Source organism: Bradyrhizobium sp. RD5-C2 (genome assembly GCF_019972155.1).
Lineage (GTDB): Bacteria > Pseudomonadota > Alphaproteobacteria > Rhizobiales > Xanthobacteraceae > Bradyrhizobium.
The window spans coordinates 62,556-79,651 of the sequence record NZ_BOVL01000012.1 but is presented as its reverse complement, the minus strand read 5'-3'; the positions used below and the strand labels follow the sequence as shown (position 1 = coordinate 79,651).

Below are 17,096 nucleotides of genomic sequence, written 5' to 3'. Positions count from 1 at the left end.
CGAGAAGCGGAGGCGACGCTGCCGGCGGCGCGCCCGGCAGCATCGCCTGAATCTCACGCAGCCTTGTCAAGCTGCCTCGTTAAGCGGCCTTGCGCTTCTTCTTGCGGTCGCCGTCCTCGTCGTCATCCTCTTCTTCGTCGTCGTCCTGCTCGTCATCTTCCGGATCGATTTCGGCCGACTCGAGTGCGACGAGCGGCAGGGTTTCGCGAAACAGGTCGCCGTCCGTGCCCATCCACAGGCACTCCACCTTGTCCTCGTCGACTTCGACCACCGTGATCGGATGACCGCCGGATTTCAGCATGACGACATCGCCTGGTTTCAGTTCCATGATTTTCCCTCCGCGCTGGATGACGCGGACGGCAAGCTAGCGACCGGTGATGACAGTGCGATCACGGCCGGCGCCTGGCGCGATGGATCTGCTGTGAAAACAGAAGCTGCGTTATTTCCGCGCGGCCGGAACCAGTTCGGTCAGCGAGCGGATGATGCGGTCGGGCTTGATCGTCGATCCGGGCGGTAGCCCGACGCCGTGCACGTCCATCCAGATCGCATAGATGCCAAGCCGCTGCGGCGCCACGACTTCCCACTCCAGATTGTCGCCGATCATCCAGGTATCCGGTGCGGTGACGCCGAGCGCCTGCATCGCGTGCAGATAGGCGCGCTCCTCGGGCTTGCCGAAGCCGTGCTCGCCCTCGATCTGGATGTGATCGAAGCGATGGCCGAGCGCGAAGCGCTCGACCTTGGCGCGCTGCATGTCGGCGGCGCCGTTGGTGACCAGCGCGAGCTTGATGCCGAGCGCCTTGAACGTATCGATCGCTTCATGCGCGCCGGGGAAGATGAACATCTCCTCCTCGCGATAGGCGGTGAAGCGATCGGCAATGCGATCCGCGAGATCGTCCGGCAGCGCACGGTGGCCGGCCGCCGCAAGCTGAGCGAAGCCGCCCTTCACGGTCAGCCGCCGCGCCTCGCCGAGCTTGATCCGCCAGATCGGCTCGGCGGTCGACCAGAATTGCCGTGCATAGGCCAGCAGCGCGGTCGCGACCATCTCCGGGGGCAGGGGCGCGAGCTCCGCGGCGAATTCGGTGGTGATCGTGTTCCAGGCGATCTCGGGACGTCCATAGGCCGACAGGATGGTGTCATCCATGTCGATCAGCATCGCGCGCGGCAGCTTGGTCACGGCCATTTCACCTCCGGCGGCAGCGACGACAGGATCGAATCGACATTGCCGCCGGTCTTAAGGCCGAAGATGGTGCCGCGATCATAGAGCAGGTTGAACTCGACATAGCGCCCGCGGCGGATCAGCTGCTCGTCGCGATCCTCCGTGCTCCAGTTGGCCTCGAAATTGCGCCGCACCAGATCGGGGTAGATCTTCAGGAAGCTGCGCCCGACGTCTTGAGTGAAGGCGAGATCGGCCTCCCAGTCGCCGCTGTCGTGCCAGTCATAGAAGATGCCGCCGATGCCGCGGGCTTCCTTGCGGTGCGGCAGATAGAAATAGTCGTCGCACCATTTCTTGTACTTGTCGTAGTCGGCGACGCCGTTCGGCCCGCTGCAGGCCTCTTTCATCGCGGCATGGAAGGCGACCGTGTCGGGGTCTTCCTGGGTGCGCCGCCGGTTCAGCACCGGCGTCAAATCGGCGCCGCCGCCGAACCAGGCCTTGGTGGTGACGACGAAGCGGGTGTTCATGTGCACGGCGGGCACGTTCGGATTGCGCAAATGCGCGATCAGCGAAATGCCCGAGGCCCAGAACCTCGGATCGTCGGCCGCGCCGGGAATCTGCGCACGGAATTCGGGAGCGAACTCGCCATGCACGGTCGAGCAGTGCACGCCGACCTTCTCGAACAGCCGGCCCTTCATGATCGACATCACGCCGCCGCCGCCGGGCTTGCCGGTGTGGTCGGTGCGATCCCAGGGGGTGCGCACGAACCGGCCGGCATTGCCGGGATAGAGTGCGGAGGGGGCGTCGTCCTCGAGCTTCTCGAAGGCTGCGCATATGTCGTTGCGCAGCGCCTCGAACCAGCCGCGCGCACGCGTCTTGCGGTGTTCGATGATGGTGGGGTCTGTTGGCAGCATGGCTAACCTTGCGGGCCGAAATAGGTGCAGCTCTCGTTGCAGCTGTCGCGATGGACGCTGACGCGGGTCAGCTTGCCCGCGTGTTGCAGCCGCTCCCAGATGAAGCGTGAGAGATTCTCCAGCGTCGGGACACCGATCGCCTCGATCTTGTTGAGGAACTTGTGGTCGAGCGTCTTCTGCACCTCGGCCATGGCGCGTTCGAGCAGGCCGAGATCGACCACCATCCCGGTTTTCGGATCGGGCGTGCCGCGGACGGTAACCTCGGCTCGAAACGAGTGACCGTGGATCTCCTCGCTTGCAGTGCCAAAGGTCGTTCCGGATAGCGCATGCGCAGCTTCGAACCGAAACGCTTTCGTCAATTCCCACATCTCTCTCAACAATCCAGTTCTGTTAGTTCATCTAATGCCGAGCGTCTTGTGCGTCTGCACGCTGAGGCGCCATCGCGGGTGCTTCAGGCAGTATGCGATCGCAAGCTCGGTATTCTCGATCACGTCGGGGCCGTCCATCGGCTGCAGCGAGAAGCGCTCGAAGGCGAGGCCCGCAAAATCCTCCGGCGCGTTCTCCGGCTGCGGATAGACCAGTTTGAGCTCGTGCCCCTTGCGCACCACGAGCTCGGATGCCGCCTTGGGGCTGACGCAGACCCAATCGAGCCCGTCGGGCGGCGCGATGGTGCCGTTGGTCTCGATCGCGATCGCAAAGCCGTGGCCGTGCAGGGCCTCGATCAGGGCGGTGTCGACCTGCAGCAGCGGCTCGCCGCCGGTCAGCACCACGTAGCGGTCGGCTTCGCCCCCGGTCCATTGCGCGGCAATGGTGCCGGCAAGCTCGGCCGCGTCGGCATAGCGGCCGCCGAGCGTGCCGTCGGTGCCGACGAAATCGGTGTCGCAGAACCGGCAGACTGCCCCGGCGCGGTCCTGCTCGCGGCCGGTCCAGAGGTTGCAGCCGGCGAAGCGGCAGAACACGGAGGCCCGGCCCGCATGGGCGCCTTCGCCCTGCAGGGTGAGAAAGATCTCCTTGACCGCGTAGCTCACCAAAAATCCCTTAAGTTACCGAACCGGCAATTCCTGAACCCGTCTGCCGCAGGGCCTCTCCGACTGCCATGGCCGCGGTGACCGCCACATTGAGCGAGCGCAAGGACGGCTTGATCGGAATCAACAGCCGCGCATCCGCGGCGGCTACCACCGCCTCGGTCACCCCCGCCGTTTCGCGCCCGAAGAGCAGGACATCGGAGGCCCTATACGCGAAATCAAGGTAGGATTTCGCTGCCTTGGTCGTGAACAGGACCAGCCGGCATCCGGCCTCGGCTCGCCATTCCTCGAATTTCGACCATGAGTCGTGACGCTTCAACCGCACATGGTCGAGATAGTCCATACCCGCCCGGCGGAAATTCCGGTCCGAGGTGTCGAACCCTGCCGGTTCGATGATATGGGCTGACACGTCCAGGCAGGCGCAGAGGCGCAGAATCGTCCCTGTATTCTGGGGGATGTCGGGCTGGAACAGCGCGATCTGCATGGTGCGGGCGACCTGTGAAATCCGGATGAAATTGTCTCAATAAAACATCGCTCGGCGCGGATTTCGTGCATTGCACGTGTGCGAGCCGATAGCGGGCTTGCGCTCGTCCGGCAAGGGTGCCAATAGAACGATTCTGGACTGCTGTTCCGCCATTTGGGGTGGGGAATAGCGGTTTTCTGCCGCCGCGGGGGCCGCGGGCGCCGGCAGCCTTTCTTGGGGCGCGTTCTGCGTCTCCGGGGCGGTTCCACCGGCTGCAGAAAAGAAAGGGCTAGGAATCGTGACGACAGCGTCTTCGGCGGACCATCCGACACGCCGTGATTTTCTCTTTGTTGCAACCGGAGCTGCCGCCGTGGTCGGCGCAGCCGCCACTGTTTGGCCGCTGGTTGCCCAGATGAACCCGGATGCCGCGACGATCGCGGCCGGCGCGCCGATCCAGGTCGACCTGACGCCGATCGCCGAGGGCCAGGACATCAAGGTGTTCTGGCGCGGCAAGCCGATCTACATCAGCCACCGCACCAAGAAGCAGATCCAGGAGGCCCAGGGCGTTGCGCTCTCGAGCCTGCCCGATCCGCAGCCCGACTCGGCTCGCGTCAAGGCAGGCCACGACCAGTGGCTGGTCGTGATCGGCATCTGCACCCATCTCGGCTGTATCCCGATCGCCCATGAGGGCAATTACGACGGCTTCTTCTGCCCCTGCCACGGCTCGCAGTACGACTCCTCCGGTCGTATCCGCCAGGGGCCGGCGCCCGCCAACCTGGCGGTGCCGCCCTACGCCTTCCTTACCGACACCAAAATCCAGATCGGCTAAGTCCCGGACCTCCGGGATTTGGACTTCCCCTTGGACCCATCGCGTCGTTTTTCTTCTTCAGGATCGCATCAATGAGCGGACCATCTGATTTTCAACCGAGCAACCCCGCCTTGAAGTGGATCGAACGGCGTCTTCCGATCTTCGGCCTGATCCACTCCTCCTTCGTGGCCTATCCGACGCCGCGCAACCTGAACTACTGGTGGACCTTCGGCGCCATCCTTTCGATGATGCTGGCGCTGCAGATCCTGACCGGCGTGATCCTGGCGATGCACTACACGCCGCACGCCGATCTCGCCTTCAAGTCGGTCGAGCTGATTGTCCGCGACGTCAATTACGGCTGGCTGCTGCGCAACATGCATGCCTGCGGCGCGTCGATGTTCTTCTTCGCCGTCTACATCCACATGTTCCGCGGTCTCTATTACGGGTCGTACAAGGAACCGCGCGAGGTGCTGTGGATCCTCGGCGTCATCATCTACCTCCTGATGATGGCGACCGGCTTCATGGGCTACGTGCTGCCGTGGGGCCAGATGAGCTTCTGGGGTGCCACCGTCATCACCAATCTGTTCTCCGCCGTGCCGTATTTCGGCGAGAGCATCGTGACCCTGCTGTGGGGCGGCTATTCGGTCGGCAACCCGACGCTGAATCGCTTCTTCTCGCTCCACTACCTGCTGCCGTTCGTGATCGCCGGCGTGGTCGTGCTGCACGTCTGGGCGCTGCACGTCGCGGGTCAGAACAACCCGGCCGGTGTCGAGGCCAAGACCGAGAAGGACACCGTTCCGTTCACCCCGTATGCGACGATCAAGGACGCGTTCGGTGTGTCGTGCTTCCTGATCTTCTTCGCCTGGTTCATCTTCTACATGCCGAACTACCTCGGCGACGCCGACAACTACATCCCGGCGAACCCTGGCGTGACCCCGGCGCACATCGTGCCTGAATGGTACTATCTGCCGTTCTACGCGATCCTGCGCTCGATCCCGAACAAGCTCGCCGGCGTCGTGGCGATGTTCTCGGCGATCATCATCCTGTGCTTCCTGCCCTGGCTCGACAGCGCACGGACGCGGTCGTCGAAGTATCGTCCGCTGGCCAAGCAGTTCTTCTGGATCTTCGTGGTGGTCTGCATCCTGCTCGGCTATCTCGGCTCGCAGCCGCCGGAAGGCATCTATGTGATCGCCGGCCGGATCCTGACGGTGTGCTACTTCGCCTACTTCCTGATCGTGCTGCCGCTGCTCGCCCGCATCGAGACGCCGCGCCCGGTACCGAACTCGATCGCCGACGACGTGCTGGCGAAGAGCAAGGGCAGGGCCGCGACCGCAGCCTCCGTGATGGTTGCGCTGGTGCTGGCCGGTGGCCTGTTCGCCGGCAGCACCCAGAACGCCAAGGCCGAGGAAGGTGGCAACGCGCCGCCGGCCCAGAGCTGGTCGTTCTCCGGCCCGTTCGGCAAGTATGACCGCGGCTCGCTGCAGCGTGGCCTGAAGGTCTACAAGGAAGTCTGCTCGGCCTGCCACAGCCTGAACTACATCGCATTCCGCAACCTCGCCGACGCCGGCGGCCCCGGCTATTCGGAGGCGCAGGCCGCGGCGTTGGCCGCTGAGTACAAGATCAAGGACGGTCCGAACGACCAGGGCGAGATGTTCGAGCGCCCGGGCCGCCCGGCGGACTACTTCCCGGCGCCGTTCCCGAACGAGCAGGCCGCGCGCGCGGCCAATGGCGGCGCGGCGCCGCCGGACCTCTCGCTGATCACCAAGGCGCGGTCCTACAAGCGCGGCTTCCCGCAGTTCGTGATCGACTTCTTCAGCCAGTACCAGGAGCAGGGACCGGACTACGTCGACGCCATCTTGCAAGGTTTCGAGGACAAGGTGCCGGCCGGCGTGACGATCCCGGAGGGCTCGTACTACAACAAGTACTTCCCCGGCCATTCGATCAAGATGCCGAAGCCGTTGTCCGACGGTCAGGTGACCTTCGACGACGGCTCGCCGGCTACGGTCAAGCAATACGCGCACGACGTCACCACGTTCCTGATGTGGGCGGCCGAGCCGCACATGGAAGAGCGCAAGCGGATCGGCATGCAGGTGTTCTTCTTCCTCGTGATCTTCGCCATCCTGATGTACTTCACCAAGCGCAAGGTCTGGGCCGACGCGCACTGACCTCAGACGCGGTAGCGAATTTGAAAAAGCCCCTTCGGGGGCTTTTTTGTTTTGTGCGTGTCCGAGGCTTGGTTCACGAGAAGCGCGTTGGTGCTTCGGCAGTCATGACGAGTGCGCGAGGGGGCCGCAGGGCGATTGCGTCGGTCACCGAGTACGGACAAAATGCCGGCCAATCGGCCGGCAAACATCGCGGAGGAACTCATGGGTACCAGCATCAACTTCAAGCGTCCGGACGGCAAGGAAGCGTCGGGCTATCTCGCCAACGCCGCGCGCGGCAACGCGCCCGGGGTCGTCGTGATCCAGGAGTGGTGGGGGCTGCAGGACCAGATCAAGGGCATGTGCGACCGCTTCGCGCGGGCCGGTTTCGATGCGCTGGCGCCCGATCTCTACAAGGGCAAGGTGGTGCCGTATCACGACACCGACGCGGCCGGCAAAGAGATGAACTCGCTCGACTTCATGGATGCCACCACGCAGACGGTGCGCGGCGCCGCGCAATATCTCGGCAAGAACGGCGCCAAGGTCGGCCTGACTGGCTTCTGCCTCGGCGGCGCGGTGACCATCATCGGCGCCACCAAGATCCCGGAGCTGACCGCTGGTGTGGTGTTCTACGGCATTCCGCCGGAGCAGGCGGCCAAGCCGGCGGACGTGCGGATTCCGCTGCAGGGCCATTTCGCCACCAAGGACGATTGGTGCACGCCGGCGCTGGTCGATGGTTTCGAGAAAGCGATGAAGGCCGCCGGCAAATCGCTGGAGCTGTACCGCTATGACGCCGACCACGGCTTCGGCAACGAGCAGCGCCTGTCGGTGCACGACCGCCAGTGTGCGGAACTGGCCTGGGACCGGGCGACGGATTTCTTCAGGAAGCATCTGGGCTGAGCGGCGTTCGCGATCACCATCCGTCGTCCCGGCGAAGGCCGGGACCCATACGCCGCGGCCGTCGTGATCAAAGGAAGCTGGCCGACGGCTTTGCCAGACAACTACGCCCTGTGGTTATGGGTCCCGGCTTTCGCCGGGACGACGCAGCTTTTATGAAGCCTTCACCCCATCCCACCACGGGCAGGTCCCCGACATCAGCTTGAAATTGCCTTCCAGCACCTGCACCGGCGCGCGCTTGCCCTCGGCGGCGGCGCGCATCCGCATCTCGCGCGCGACCGCGCGGTCCTCCGGCGACAGCCAGACACGTTCGTGGCCCCACAGGCTCGGGCCGTCGTACATTTCGAACGGCGTCCAGTTCTTAGGGTCGATCTCGCGGCCGCCCCAGCCGCACTCGACCATGAAAGCTGACGGCGACTTGGCGTAGAACGACGTCATCAGGTCGTTGGTGTGACGGCCGAGCGTGACGTTGACCCGGTCTTCCTTCGTCGCGATGTCGTAGGCTTGGCCGACATCGTCCAGCGAGAACAATTCCACCATCAGATGATGCATGCCGTTCGTGCCGGTCTCGATCAGCGCGAGCGAATGGTGGCGGGCATTGACGTGGAAGAAATAGGCACGGAACGGCTTTTCGATGTAGTCGCTGAGGCCGAAGCCGAGCACGTCGACATAGAAGCTCATGACAGGCGCGATGTTCTCGACGGTCAGCACCGCGTGGCCGAGCCCCAGCGCGCCGGTACGGAAGCCGGAGATGGATCGTCCGGGCCGGAACGGCGTGTCGTCGATCTCGGGGCCATGAAAGGCCTCCAGACGGTTGCCGGCCGGGTCCTGGAACGAGATCAGTCGGCGGACCCGCCTGCTATCTGCGAGCGCCTGCGGTTCGGCGATCACGGCAACGCCGGCATGCTCGAGCCGCGCCGCCAGCGCGTCGAGCGCTGTGGCATCCGCGACCTCCCAGCCGAAGAACCGCGTCCCTTCGCCCTGGGCGCGGTCGATCACGATGCGCTGCTTGCGGTCGTCCATCCGGAAGGCGAGCAGCGAGTTGCCGCGCTCGATCGCCTGCAGCCCGACCAGGCCGGTGCCGAACTGCCGCCAGTCGTCGAGCGCGTCGGAGCCGAAGCCGGCATATCCGAGACCCAAAATCGCCATCTGCGCCTCCACCATCTGTCTGTTTTTTGGGCGACTGATCCGCCGCCATTTCGACAAACCCTACGCGGATTCCGGTCGCTTCAAACCCCGAAAATGCCGTCCAAGAGGGCGTTCAGGATTGGGGCAGGGGTGTCGGGGCATCCCTTGACACGGCCCGCGCCCGGTGGTGAGTAGCGGCCATGAGCACCGTTGCCAGTCCATCCCGTCGTTGGTGGCCCACCTTCTCATAGGTGGCCGGTGCGTTTTCATTTCCCAAAAACGTCGAAGGTCGCCATCGCAGTGCGACGGTCTCCCTTCGTTTGTCCTGTGTGGCGCTCTCTTCCCAAGTTTCGTAAGAGGATCACATGAACAGGACAGTTTTCTCCCTGCCGGCCAAGAGCGAATACCTGACCAACGGCGGCCTCGCGGTCGCGCGCGTGGTCGAGCAGTTCACCGGCGGCGCCAACCGTCTCGACGATTTGATCGCGCTGCTGGACCGCCGCCGCGGCGTGGTGCTGTCCTCGGGCACCACAGTGCCGGGCCGCTACGAGAGCTTTGACCTCGGCTTCGCCGATCCGCCGCTGGTGCTGGAGACGTCAGGCACCGATTTCTCGTTGCAGGCGCTGAACCCGCGCGGCGAGGTCCTGATCGCCTTCCTCGGCGACGTGCTGCGCGAGCCCTGCGTCGTGATCACGGAGCGGAGCGCCACGCGGCTCGCCGGCCATATCCTCCGCGGCGCCGCGCCGGTGGAGGAAGACCAGCGCACGCGCCGCGCCAGCGTGATGTCGCTGGTGCGCGACATGGTGGCGGCGTTCACCTCCAATGCCGATCCGCTGCTCGGCCTGTTCGGCGCTTTCGCCTACGACCTCGTGTTCCAGATCGAGGACATCGTGCAGAAGCGCGCCCGCGAGGCCGACCAGCGCGACATCGTGCTCTACGTGCCGGACCGGCTGCTGGCGTATGACCGCGCCACCGGCCGCGGCGTGGCGCTGAATTACGAGTTCTCCTGGAAGGGCAAATCCACCGCCGGCCAGTCGCACGAGACCGCGCCGAGCCTCTACGCCATGACCGGGCGGCAGGGTTTTGCCGATCACGCGCCAGGCGAATACCAGGCGACCGTCGAAGTCGCGCGCGCGGCGTTCGCCCGCGGCGACCTGTTCGAGGCGGTGCCCGGGCAGCTGTTTGCCGAGCCCTGCGAGCGTTCGCCGGCGGAAGTGTTCCAGCGACTCTGTCGCATCAATCCGTCGCCCTATGGCGCGCTGATGAATCTCGGCGACGGCGAATTCCTGGTCTCGGCATCGCCGGAGATGTTCGTGCGCTCCGACGGCCGCCGGGTCGAGACCTGTCCGATCTCGGGCACCATCGCGCGCGGGTCGGATTCGATCGGCGATGCCGAGCAGATCCGCAAGCTGTTGAACTCGGAAAAGGACGAGTTCGAGCTCAACATGTGCACCGACGTCGACCGCAACGACAAGGCGCGCGTCTGCGTGCCCGGCACCATCAAGGTGCTGGCGCGGCGGCAGATCGAGACCTACTCAAAGCTGTTTCACACAGTCGACCACGTCGAGGGCATGCTGCGGCCAGGCTTCGATTCGCTCGATGCTTTCCTGACACATGCCTGGGCGGTGACCGTGACCGGCGCGCCGAAATTGTGGGCGATGCAATTTGTCGAGGATCACGAGCGGTCGCCGCGGCGCTGGTACGCCGGCGCGATCGGCTGCGTCAATTTTGACGGCAGCATCAACACCGGCCTCACCATCCGCACCATCCGCATGAAGGACGGTCTCGCCGAGGTGCGCGTCGGCGCGACCTGCCTGTTCGACTCGGATCCCGCCGCCGAGGACCGCGAGTGCCAGGTCAAGGCGGCGGCGCTGTTCCAGGCGCTGCGCGGCGATCCGCCGAAGCCGCTGTCGGATTTCGCGCCCGATGCCACCGGCTCGGGCAAGAACGTGCTTTTGATCGATCACGACGACAGCTTCGTGCACATGCTGGCGGATTACTTCCGCCAGGTCGGCGCCAACGTCACCGTGGTCAGGCATATCCATGCCCAGGACATGTTGAAGCAACGCGGCTGGGACCTGCTGGTACTGTCGCCCGGGCCGGGTCGCCCGGAGGATTTCGGCATCGCGAAGACCATCGACACCGCGCTTGAGAAGAAGTTGCCGATCTTCGGCGTCTGTCTCGGCGTGCAGGCGATCGGCGAATATTTCGGCGGCCAGCTCGGCCAGCTCGGCCAGCCCGCGCATGGCCGTCCGTCGCGGGTCCAGGTCCGCGGCGGCAGGCTGATGCACAATTTGCCGAATGAGATCGTGATCGGCCGCTACCACTCGCTCTATGTCGAGCGCGACAGCGTGCCCGAGGTGCTGGCGGTGACCGCGACCACCGAAGACGGCGTCGCGATGGTGATCGAGCACAAGACCCTGCCGGTCGGCGGCGTGCAATTCCATCCGGAATCGCTGATGTCGCTCGGCAACGAGGTCGGCCTGCGCATTGTCGAGAATGCATTCCGGCTTAATCCGCCGGCCAATTGAGGATTGCGAGACCAATGACCTTCGACCACGACATCAAGGCGACCGTTCGCACCATCCCGGATTATCCGAAGAAGGGCATCCTGTTTCGCGACATCACGACACTGCTCGCCGATGCCCGCGCTTTCCGCCGCGCGGTGGATGAGCTGGTGCATCCCTGGGCGGGGGCGAAGGTCGACAAGGTCGCAGGCATCGAGGCGCGCGGCTTCATCCTCGGCGGCGCAGTGGCGCATCAGCTCTCCGCCGGCTTCGTGCCGATCCGCAAGAAGGGCAAGCTGCCGCACACCACGGTGCGGATCGCCTACTCGCTGGAATACGGCATCGACGAGATGGAGATGCATGCCGACGCCGTGCAGCCCGGCGAGCGCGTGATCCTGGTCGACGATCTGATCGCGACCGGCGGCACCGCGGAGGGCGCGGTGAAGCTGCTGCGCCAGATCGGCGCCAACATCGTCGCCGCCTGCTTCATCATCGACCTGCCCGATCTGGGCGGCGCCGCCAAGCTGCGCGCGATGGACGTTCCGGTGCGCACGCTGATGGCGTTCGAAGGGCACTAGCGCCACGCGTCGTCCCGGCCTTCGCCGGGACGACGGTCATCCCCGCTGCAGCAGTATGCTCAGCTCGAGATCGCGGAATGTGGTGTAGTTCTTCCGGATCCACTGATGCAGCTCGGTGGACGAGTCCCTCTCCTGGCGCAGATAGCCGGTGAAGGAGAAGGTCAGCCGGTCGATATAGGTCTTCAGGAACACCGGCAGCGCCCGGAAGCGCAGCACCCGGCTGGCGGTCATGACGGGCGGCAGCTCACCGCGCACCACGAATTCATTGTCGATCACGATGAGCGCGTTCGGCGGGATCATGCCCTGCAGCGTCTGGTAGCCGTGCACCGAGGCGCGGTCGGTATCGGCGACATACAGGATGACCGGCGAGACGCGGCGGCGCAGCGCCTCCTTCATCAGCCCGATCTGGTCGCACATTCTGAAGAATTCGTCGAAGGCGTGGTAGCCGAGGTCGATCACCTTGCCGATGCCGTCATTGACGATGACGCGGTCCATCAGCTGCATCTTGCCGTAGGTGTCGATCACATCGGCGGTTTCCGTGATCCGCGGCAGGTAGTCGAGCAGCGACGGCTCCTTCAGGTTGATGTCGTAGCAGACGACATCGCCGTTCTTGAGCAGCAGGAATTCGCCGAGCAGCCGCGCGATCAGCGTCTTGCCGACCTGCGGGCGGGGCGAGCAGATGATGTAAACGGGCGTGGACGACATCGCCCGCTATATCAGGCCAAATTTTCGCCTAATCCAGCCCCATCGCCGCCTTGCGCGCGACTTTTTTCGCTTCCCCGGGCGCGACTCTTCGCTGCGGCCGGGCGCGACTTTCGGTCGCCTTTGCGCGCGACTATTTTTCGCCCTTGGCCGCCTTGGCGCCGACCAGGTCGGTCAGCTTGATCCGGTCGAACTCGCTCCAGACGTTCGCAAGCCAGTGCCGGACATAGCCGCGCAGCACGAAGGAGTAGTTTGCGGCGTCGTCGTTGATGCCCTTGTTGGCAACGAATTTCAGGAACGGAACCGAGGAGACCTCGACCTGCTCGTAGGCCATTTCGTTGAGCTTCGGGATGGTGAGGTCCACGGCATCCTTGATGCGGTGGAAGTACGAATTGTAGGTGGCCTGGTCCCACTGGAAGAACTGAGTGTCGTTGATGAAGTTCTTCACCAGGAAATACTTCGCGCCGCTCATGAAGTTGGCGGTCTCGGCGATCTCGTCCAGCGAGGCGATCGACGGGCCCAGGATGTGGAACACGGCGAAGGTGATCTGGCCGGAGCGCGCCGCGTCGAGGAAGCCGATATCGCGCAGCGAGGCCAGCGCGGGCGACAACAGGCCGGCGCGGACGTCGATCACGGTGACCGAGGAACCGGCGTTCAGCGTATCGAAGATCTTCATCTGGTCCGCGGTCGTCGTCATGTCGACGATCTCGGTGATGTCGGGATGGAAGCGCTTCAGCGTGCCGCGCGGCGACTCGGTGTCGAACGCCCGGGTCTGCACATTGTTGGCACTGAAATAGTCCAGGAGCGTCCGCGAGACGGTGGTCTTGCCGACCCCGCCCTTGTCAGCGCCCACCACGATCACAACCGGCTTTGCCATGGAAGTCCCTTAAAGCGCGCTCCCGACCGCGATGGCGATCGGCAAGTCCCCACACTGCTTTGGGCGCGAACATGGCAGAAACGAGGGAGAATTCAATTCCTTAAGGTGCCCACATTGGGTTTGGTAGGGATTTCCTTAATGGACTGAGTAACCTAGGGCACGATCAGCGGTGCCGGCCCCAAGGGCCTTGAAGCGGTCCCTGGAGCGGACCAAACGGTCCCTGCCTGGGGCCGGTGCCGGGCAGCGGCGGCGGATTGTTCGGTTGTGCAGGCTGCGTGTCACCCCACGGGCCATGGGTCACCGGCGGGGGCTGGTCGCCTGCCGTGGACGGCTGGTCCTGCGGCTCCGTCGCGTCCAACGTCTCATCCGGCAGCGCTAGCGGTCCGGGGTCGTGGCCGCCGGCATATTTCACCAGGGCATCGACCCGGGACTTCACCGACGGGTGGGTGGCAAACAGGTCGGCAAAACCCTCGCGCGGATTGTCGACGCAGAGTTCCATCACCGCCGAGGTGGCGCCCGGCAACTCACCGCGGTTCTCGATCTTGCGCAGCGCCGAGATCATCGCATCGGGATTTTTCGTCAGCTCGACCGATCCGGCATCGGCGAGAAATTCGCGCGAGCGCGACAGCGCGAGCTTGACCACCTGCGACAGCAGCCAGGCCAGCACGATCAGCGCGACCGCGATGATGATCACGACGATCGCGCCGCCGCCCGAGCCCTTGCTGTCGCGGTCCGACGAGGATGACGACGATCGGGAGGATGACGAGGACGACCAGCCACCTCCGCCGCCGCCGCTCCACGACAGATTTGTGAACAGGCGGAAGAACAGCTCGCCGAAGAAGCCGACCACGCCGGCGATGATCACGGCGACCACCATCAGCTGCACGTCGCCGTTCTTGATATGGGTGAGCTCGTGGCCGAGCACGGCCTCGATCTCCTGGTCATCAAGCGCCTTCAGGAGACCCGTGGTGACCGTGATGGAATATTGCCGCGGGTTCAGTCCGGTCGCGAACGCGTTCAGCGCCGGGCTGTCCATCACCTTCAGCTTCGGCATCGGGATGCCGCGCGAGATGCAGAGGTTTTCCAAGAGATTGTAGAGCCGCGGCTGCTGCTGCCGCGTCACGCTTTCGCCGCCGGTGACGGCGTCGATCATCTTCTGGTGAAAGAAATAGGCGATCACGATCCAGGCCACCGCCGCGATCGTCGCCCATGGGAAGGCCGAGACCAGATCGCGCGAGGCATGGGTCAGATAGTAGTCGGCCGTGCGGCCACTATCGATCATCACCTCCGCGACCAGCGCGCCGGCATACACCAGCACGTAGATCAGCAGGAACAGGCCGGCAAGCAACAGCATCGAACGAAACTTGTTCGATGCGATATGCGTGTAGAGACCATAGGCGGCCATGACTAACCATCGTCATTCCGGGGCACGCCAACGGCGTGAACCCGGAATCCAGAGGTTTCTTGGTCGATCGAGACTCCGGGTTCGATGCTTTGCATCGCCCCGGAATGACAGAGCTGGCTGGATGCCATGCTGATCAGAACTTCACGCTCGGTGCCGCCTCGACCTCCGTGCGGCTGGCGCCGAGGTCGAAGAAATCCTTGCGGGTGAAGCCGAACATGCCGGCGAACAGGGCGGCCGGCATCTGCTGGATGCCGGTGTTGTATTCCTGGACCGCGTTGTTGAAGAAGCGGCGGCTGGCGGCGATCTTGTTCTCGAGATCGGAAAGCTCCGAGGCGAGCTGCTGGAAATTGGCGTTGGCCTTGAGGTCCGGATAGGCCTCCGATAGCGCGATCAGCCGGCCGAGCGCGCCGGAGAGCTGGTTCTCCGCCGCCGAGACCTGGGCCGGCCCCTGTGCCGAGATCGCCGAGTTGCGTGCCTTGATGACGTCGTCGAGCGTGCCGCGCTCATGTGCGGCATAGCCCTTCACGGTCTCGACCAGGTTCGGGATCAGATCGTGGCGCTGCTTGAGCTGCACATCGATGTCGGCAAAGGCCTGGCTGACGCGCTGGCCGAGCGCGACAAGCCGGTTGTAGGCGCCGAACGCAAACAGCACGAGAAGGACGATGACGCCGATAACGATCCAGCTGGTCGACATGGCAGGGCAGCTCCTGATGGACGAGACGGCGGCACCGTAGCCCAAGATCGGGGCGCAGGGCAGCCCGCCGCGAAAAGGTGGGCATGAGTTGGTCGGCCGGTCCCCCGGCTAGGTTCAACTCGAAGCTGACCAGCGCTCGGCCGCAGGCGCTTGGCCGACCCCACTTTGCAGGGGTATTCCAGTCGCTGCAGACAATTCCGCGGCGAGCCGACTGGCTTCGTCCAGCGACCACGATTGCACCGGAATCCTGTGCCTGCCGCCCCGCTTGAAGTCGACAATCACGTCGGTGCGGGACCAGCTCCACTGGCCCACCGTATCCCGTATACGTCAGGATTCCGACTTCACTGCATTCGTCGAACGAGCAGTGCTCAATGACTTCGGTCCGCAGCACGACGCCGGTCCATCGCAGAGCCAAGGATCTTACGATCGTCATTCTCCGGTCATGCGGATCGATTGGGACGGTCCATCGCCGGACGATGCCGAGGCCGACGATGCAGCCGAGCAATACGAGTATTGCGAATGTCCGGGCTTGATCTGCGGAAGGATCGATCGTCTTCCTAATGATGGCCGCGAGCGCGGAAATTGCGACGGCGATAGTCCATAGCCCCCATCGTATGTCAATGCCGTCCGACACGAACACGATTGTCTTGGATGATCCGCTGGGCTCGTGCTGAGCCATGATGGCTACGTTCCGTTCAGGCGGCCAATGGTGCGTAGGCAGGATCTGCAACTTGGCATTGCGGCAGGAGATGCTCAAGGATAAACGCGAATATCAGCCGGTCGCGTCGCCCCAGCGCCAGCGCCGGGCCCGGGCGTAATCGGCCTTCGCGCGCCGCGGCACTTTTGTGACAACAACGCCCTCGGGCGTGCAGAGCTTGGCCGCGACCTCGACCTTGCCGGCATCCGGTTGCGCCAGTACGCGCGATGGCCGGTTCTCAACGCGCGCGCGGCTCAGCGCGACATAGGCGAAGCGCTCGTCCTCGAACGGGGCGTCGGCGCCCTTGACCTGCTTGTGCGCGCGCGAGCGTTGCAGGCGCTGCGAGAAATGGCACCAGTCGGGCGTGACCAGCGGGCAGGCGCCATCATGCGGACAGGGGGCTGTGACATGCGCGCCGGCGGCGATCAAGCGTGCGCGCAGTGCGATGATCCGCGCATAGCCCGCGGGCGTGCCGGGTTCGACGGCCAATAGCGTGTCGCGCGCTTTGGACCACAGCGCGTCGGTCAGTGCCGCGCGCTCGGACTCGCCGAGCTCGCCGATCATGTAGCTGGCGACGACGAGGTCGGCGGGGTCGGCCTTGTCCAGCAAGGCGCGGGCTTGGCCGAGTTGGTAGCTGGTGTCGTGCAGGCGTGCGGTGCGTTGAAAAAGCTCCTGCGCCAGCGTTCTCAACGCGCCATTGGCGTCGAGCAGGGTGAAGCCCCGCAGCGACGTGAACGTCTGGGAGGCCGCCCAGGTAGCGGTCCCGGGGCCGGCGCCGACATCGAGCAGGCTCGCCGGCGCGAAGTCCGGCCGGATCTCTGTCAGTGCATTGAGGCTCGCCACCACGGCCGCATAGGTTGCGGGCATCCGTGCCAGCGCATAGGCCAGCGCATCGGTCTCGGTCCGGATCGTCCCGGAGCCGCCGCCCTCGCGGTACGTCTGTGAGATGATCGCCGCGCGACCGGCCGCGTCGTTGCGCGACAGGCCTTCGAGCCTGGCGTTGAGGGCGGCACGCAGTTCAGCGGGGAGATCGGGTGAGGTCATCCGCTATACTATCGCACGTCATTGCGAGCAGAGCGAAGCAATCCATCGCGCCGCTTGTGGAGG

Annotated in this window: 17 protein-coding genes; 5 read left to right on the top strand and 12 right to left on the bottom strand. The window is 64.7% G+C overall.

What is annotated here, in order from left to right; translation table 11 throughout:
- Positions 1-79 precede the first annotated feature (79 nt).
- From BraRD5C2_RS14645 to BraRD5C2_RS14620, 6 genes are all read right to left on the bottom strand, one after another.
- The gene (locus BraRD5C2_RS14645) at positions 80-328 is read right to left on the bottom strand and encodes a YodC family protein (protein WP_223969424.1); all 249 of its coding nucleotides are present in this window, start codon (positions 326-328) and stop codon (positions 80-82) included.
- A 111-nt stretch (positions 329-439) separates the two neighbouring features.
- Positions 440-1,180 (bottom strand): HAD family hydrolase, encoded by a 741-nt coding sequence (locus BraRD5C2_RS14640; protein ID WP_223969421.1) that lies wholly within the window; start codon positions 1,178-1,180, stop codon positions 440-442.
- Positions 1,171-2,067 carry an oxygen-dependent coproporphyrinogen oxidase gene (gene hemF / locus BraRD5C2_RS14635; protein ID WP_223969419.1) on the bottom strand — a complete coding sequence of 299 codons (897 nt, stop codon included), beginning with the start codon at positions 2,065-2,067 and terminating at the stop codon, positions 1,171-1,173. The genes BraRD5C2_RS14640 and hemF overlap by 10 nt, the downstream gene beginning before the upstream one ends.
- A gap of 2 nt (positions 2,068-2,069) precedes the next feature.
- Positions 2,070-2,435 (bottom strand): 6-pyruvoyl trahydropterin synthase family protein, encoded by a 366-nt coding sequence (locus BraRD5C2_RS14630; RefSeq protein ID WP_092126881.1) that lies wholly within the window; start codon positions 2,433-2,435, stop codon positions 2,070-2,072.
- Between the two features lie 27 nt (positions 2,436-2,462).
- Positions 2,463-3,095, bottom strand: a complete 633-nt coding sequence (gene queE / locus BraRD5C2_RS14625) for a 7-carboxy-7-deazaguanine synthase (protein ID WP_223969417.1) — start codon at positions 3,093-3,095, stop codon at positions 2,463-2,465.
- Positions 3,096-3,105: 10 nt separating this feature from the next.
- Positions 3,106-3,576, bottom strand: a complete 471-nt coding sequence (locus tag BraRD5C2_RS14620; RefSeq protein ID WP_223969415.1) for a tRNA (cytidine(34)-2'-O)-methyltransferase — start codon at positions 3,574-3,576, stop codon at positions 3,106-3,108.
- A gap of 277 nt (positions 3,577-3,853) precedes the next feature.
- Here BraRD5C2_RS14620 and petA point away from each other — a divergent pair, with 277 nt between their 5' ends.
- The 3 genes from petA (at position 3,854) to BraRD5C2_RS14605 (ending at position 7,404) form a co-directional block, all read left to right on the top strand.
- On the top strand, positions 3,854-4,384 hold the full coding sequence (petA, locus tag BraRD5C2_RS14615) for a ubiquinol-cytochrome c reductase iron-sulfur subunit (protein WP_097672906.1): 531 nt from the start codon (positions 3,854-3,856) through the stop codon (positions 4,382-4,384).
- Between the two features lie 71 nt (positions 4,385-4,455).
- The gene (locus tag BraRD5C2_RS14610; protein ID WP_223969413.1) at positions 4,456-6,528 is read left to right on the top strand and encodes a cytochrome c1; all 2,073 of its coding nucleotides are present in this window, start codon (positions 4,456-4,458) and stop codon (positions 6,526-6,528) included.
- A 201-nt stretch (positions 6,529-6,729) separates the two neighbouring features.
- Positions 6,730-7,404 (top strand): dienelactone hydrolase family protein, encoded by a 675-nt coding sequence (locus BraRD5C2_RS14605; RefSeq protein ID WP_223969411.1) that lies wholly within the window; start codon positions 6,730-6,732, stop codon positions 7,402-7,404.
- 150 nt (positions 7,405-7,554) lie between these two features.
- On the opposite strand, the gene BraRD5C2_RS14600 is transcribed toward BraRD5C2_RS14605, so the two are convergent.
- Positions 7,555-8,550 carry a VOC family protein gene (locus BraRD5C2_RS14600; RefSeq protein ID WP_223969409.1) on the bottom strand — a complete coding sequence of 332 codons (996 nt, stop codon included), beginning with the start codon at positions 8,548-8,550 and terminating at the stop codon, positions 7,555-7,557.
- Positions 8,551-8,894: 344 nt separating this feature from the next.
- Between BraRD5C2_RS14600 and BraRD5C2_RS14595 the strand changes: the two genes are divergently transcribed.
- Entirely contained in the window at positions 8,895-11,060 is a 2,166-nt protein-coding gene (locus tag BraRD5C2_RS14595) for an anthranilate synthase component I (protein ID WP_223969407.1), read from the top strand.
- Positions 11,061-11,074: 14 nt separating this feature from the next.
- On the top strand, positions 11,075-11,614 hold the full coding sequence (locus tag BraRD5C2_RS14590; RefSeq protein ID WP_223969405.1) for an adenine phosphoribosyltransferase: 540 nt from the start codon (positions 11,075-11,077) through the stop codon (positions 11,612-11,614).
- Positions 11,615-11,650: 36 nt separating this feature from the next.
- Here the strand turns inward: BraRD5C2_RS14590 and BraRD5C2_RS14585 are convergent, their stop codons facing one another.
- From BraRD5C2_RS14585 to BraRD5C2_RS14565, 5 genes are all read right to left on the bottom strand, one after another.
- Positions 11,651-12,319, bottom strand: coding sequence for a P-loop NTPase family protein (locus tag BraRD5C2_RS14585; protein WP_223969403.1), 669 nt, complete (start codon positions 12,317-12,319; stop codon positions 11,651-11,653).
- A 130-nt stretch (positions 12,320-12,449) separates the two neighbouring features.
- On the bottom strand, positions 12,450-13,193 hold the full coding sequence (locus BraRD5C2_RS14580; RefSeq protein WP_092124553.1) for a P-loop NTPase family protein: 744 nt from the start codon (positions 13,191-13,193) through the stop codon (positions 12,450-12,452).
- A gap of 163 nt (positions 13,194-13,356) precedes the next feature.
- Positions 13,357-14,598 carry a M48 family metallopeptidase gene (locus BraRD5C2_RS14575; RefSeq protein WP_223969402.1) on the bottom strand — a complete coding sequence of 414 codons (1,242 nt, stop codon included), beginning with the start codon at positions 14,596-14,598 and terminating at the stop codon, positions 13,357-13,359.
- 133 nt (positions 14,599-14,731) lie between these two features.
- Complete coding sequence (locus BraRD5C2_RS14570) at positions 14,732-15,292, bottom strand: LemA family protein (RefSeq protein WP_092124555.1); 561 nt, start codon at positions 15,290-15,292, stop codon at positions 14,732-14,734.
- 772 nt (positions 15,293-16,064) lie between these two features.
- Positions 16,065-17,033 (bottom strand): small ribosomal subunit Rsm22 family protein, encoded by a 969-nt coding sequence (locus tag BraRD5C2_RS14565; protein WP_223969400.1) that lies wholly within the window; start codon positions 17,031-17,033, stop codon positions 16,065-16,067.
- Positions 17,034-17,096 lie beyond the last annotated feature (63 nt).

Bases quoted from the DNA above. Each gene is read 5' to 3' on its own strand.
- BraRD5C2_RS14645 (WP_223969424.1), bottom strand. From the start codon at position 328: ATGGAACTGAAACCAGGCGATGTCGTCATGCTGAAATCCGGCGGTCAT.
- BraRD5C2_RS14640 (WP_223969421.1), bottom strand. From the start codon at position 1,180: ATGGCCGTGACCAAGCTGCCGCGCGCGATGCTGATCGACATGGATGAC.
- hemF (WP_223969419.1), bottom strand. From the start codon at position 2,067: ATGCTGCCAACAGACCCCACCATCATCGAACACCGCAAGACGCGTGCG.
- BraRD5C2_RS14630 (WP_092126881.1), bottom strand. From the start codon at position 2,435: ATGTGGGAATTGACGAAAGCGTTTCGGTTCGAAGCTGCGCATGCGCTA.
- BraRD5C2_RS14620 (WP_223969415.1), bottom strand. From the start codon at position 3,576: ATGCAGATCGCGCTGTTCCAGCCCGACATCCCCCAGAATACAGGGACG.
- BraRD5C2_RS14610 (WP_223969413.1), top strand. From the start codon at position 4,456: ATGAGCGGACCATCTGATTTTCAACCGAGCAACCCCGCCTTGAAGTGG.
- BraRD5C2_RS14605 (WP_223969411.1), top strand. From the start codon at position 6,730: ATGGGTACCAGCATCAACTTCAAGCGTCCGGACGGCAAGGAAGCGTCG.
- BraRD5C2_RS14600 (WP_223969409.1), bottom strand. From the start codon at position 8,550: ATGGCGATTTTGGGTCTCGGATATGCCGGCTTCGGCTCCGACGCGCTC.
- BraRD5C2_RS14595 (WP_223969407.1), top strand. From the start codon at position 8,895: ATGAACAGGACAGTTTTCTCCCTGCCGGCCAAGAGCGAATACCTGACC.
- BraRD5C2_RS14590 (WP_223969405.1), top strand. From the start codon at position 11,075: ATGACCTTCGACCACGACATCAAGGCGACCGTTCGCACCATCCCGGAT.
- BraRD5C2_RS14585 (WP_223969403.1), bottom strand. From the start codon at position 12,319: ATGTCGTCCACGCCCGTTTACATCATCTGCTCGCCCCGCCCGCAGGTC.
- BraRD5C2_RS14580 (WP_092124553.1), bottom strand. From the start codon at position 13,193: ATGGCAAAGCCGGTTGTGATCGTGGTGGGCGCTGACAAGGGCGGGGTC.
- BraRD5C2_RS14575 (WP_223969402.1), bottom strand. From the start codon at position 14,598: ATGGCCGCCTATGGTCTCTACACGCATATCGCATCGAACAAGTTTCGT.
- BraRD5C2_RS14570 (WP_092124555.1), bottom strand. From the start codon at position 15,292: ATGTCGACCAGCTGGATCGTTATCGGCGTCATCGTCCTTCTCGTGCTG.
- BraRD5C2_RS14565 (WP_223969400.1), bottom strand. From the start codon at position 17,033: ATGACCTCACCCGATCTCCCCGCTGAACTGCGTGCCGCCCTCAACGCC.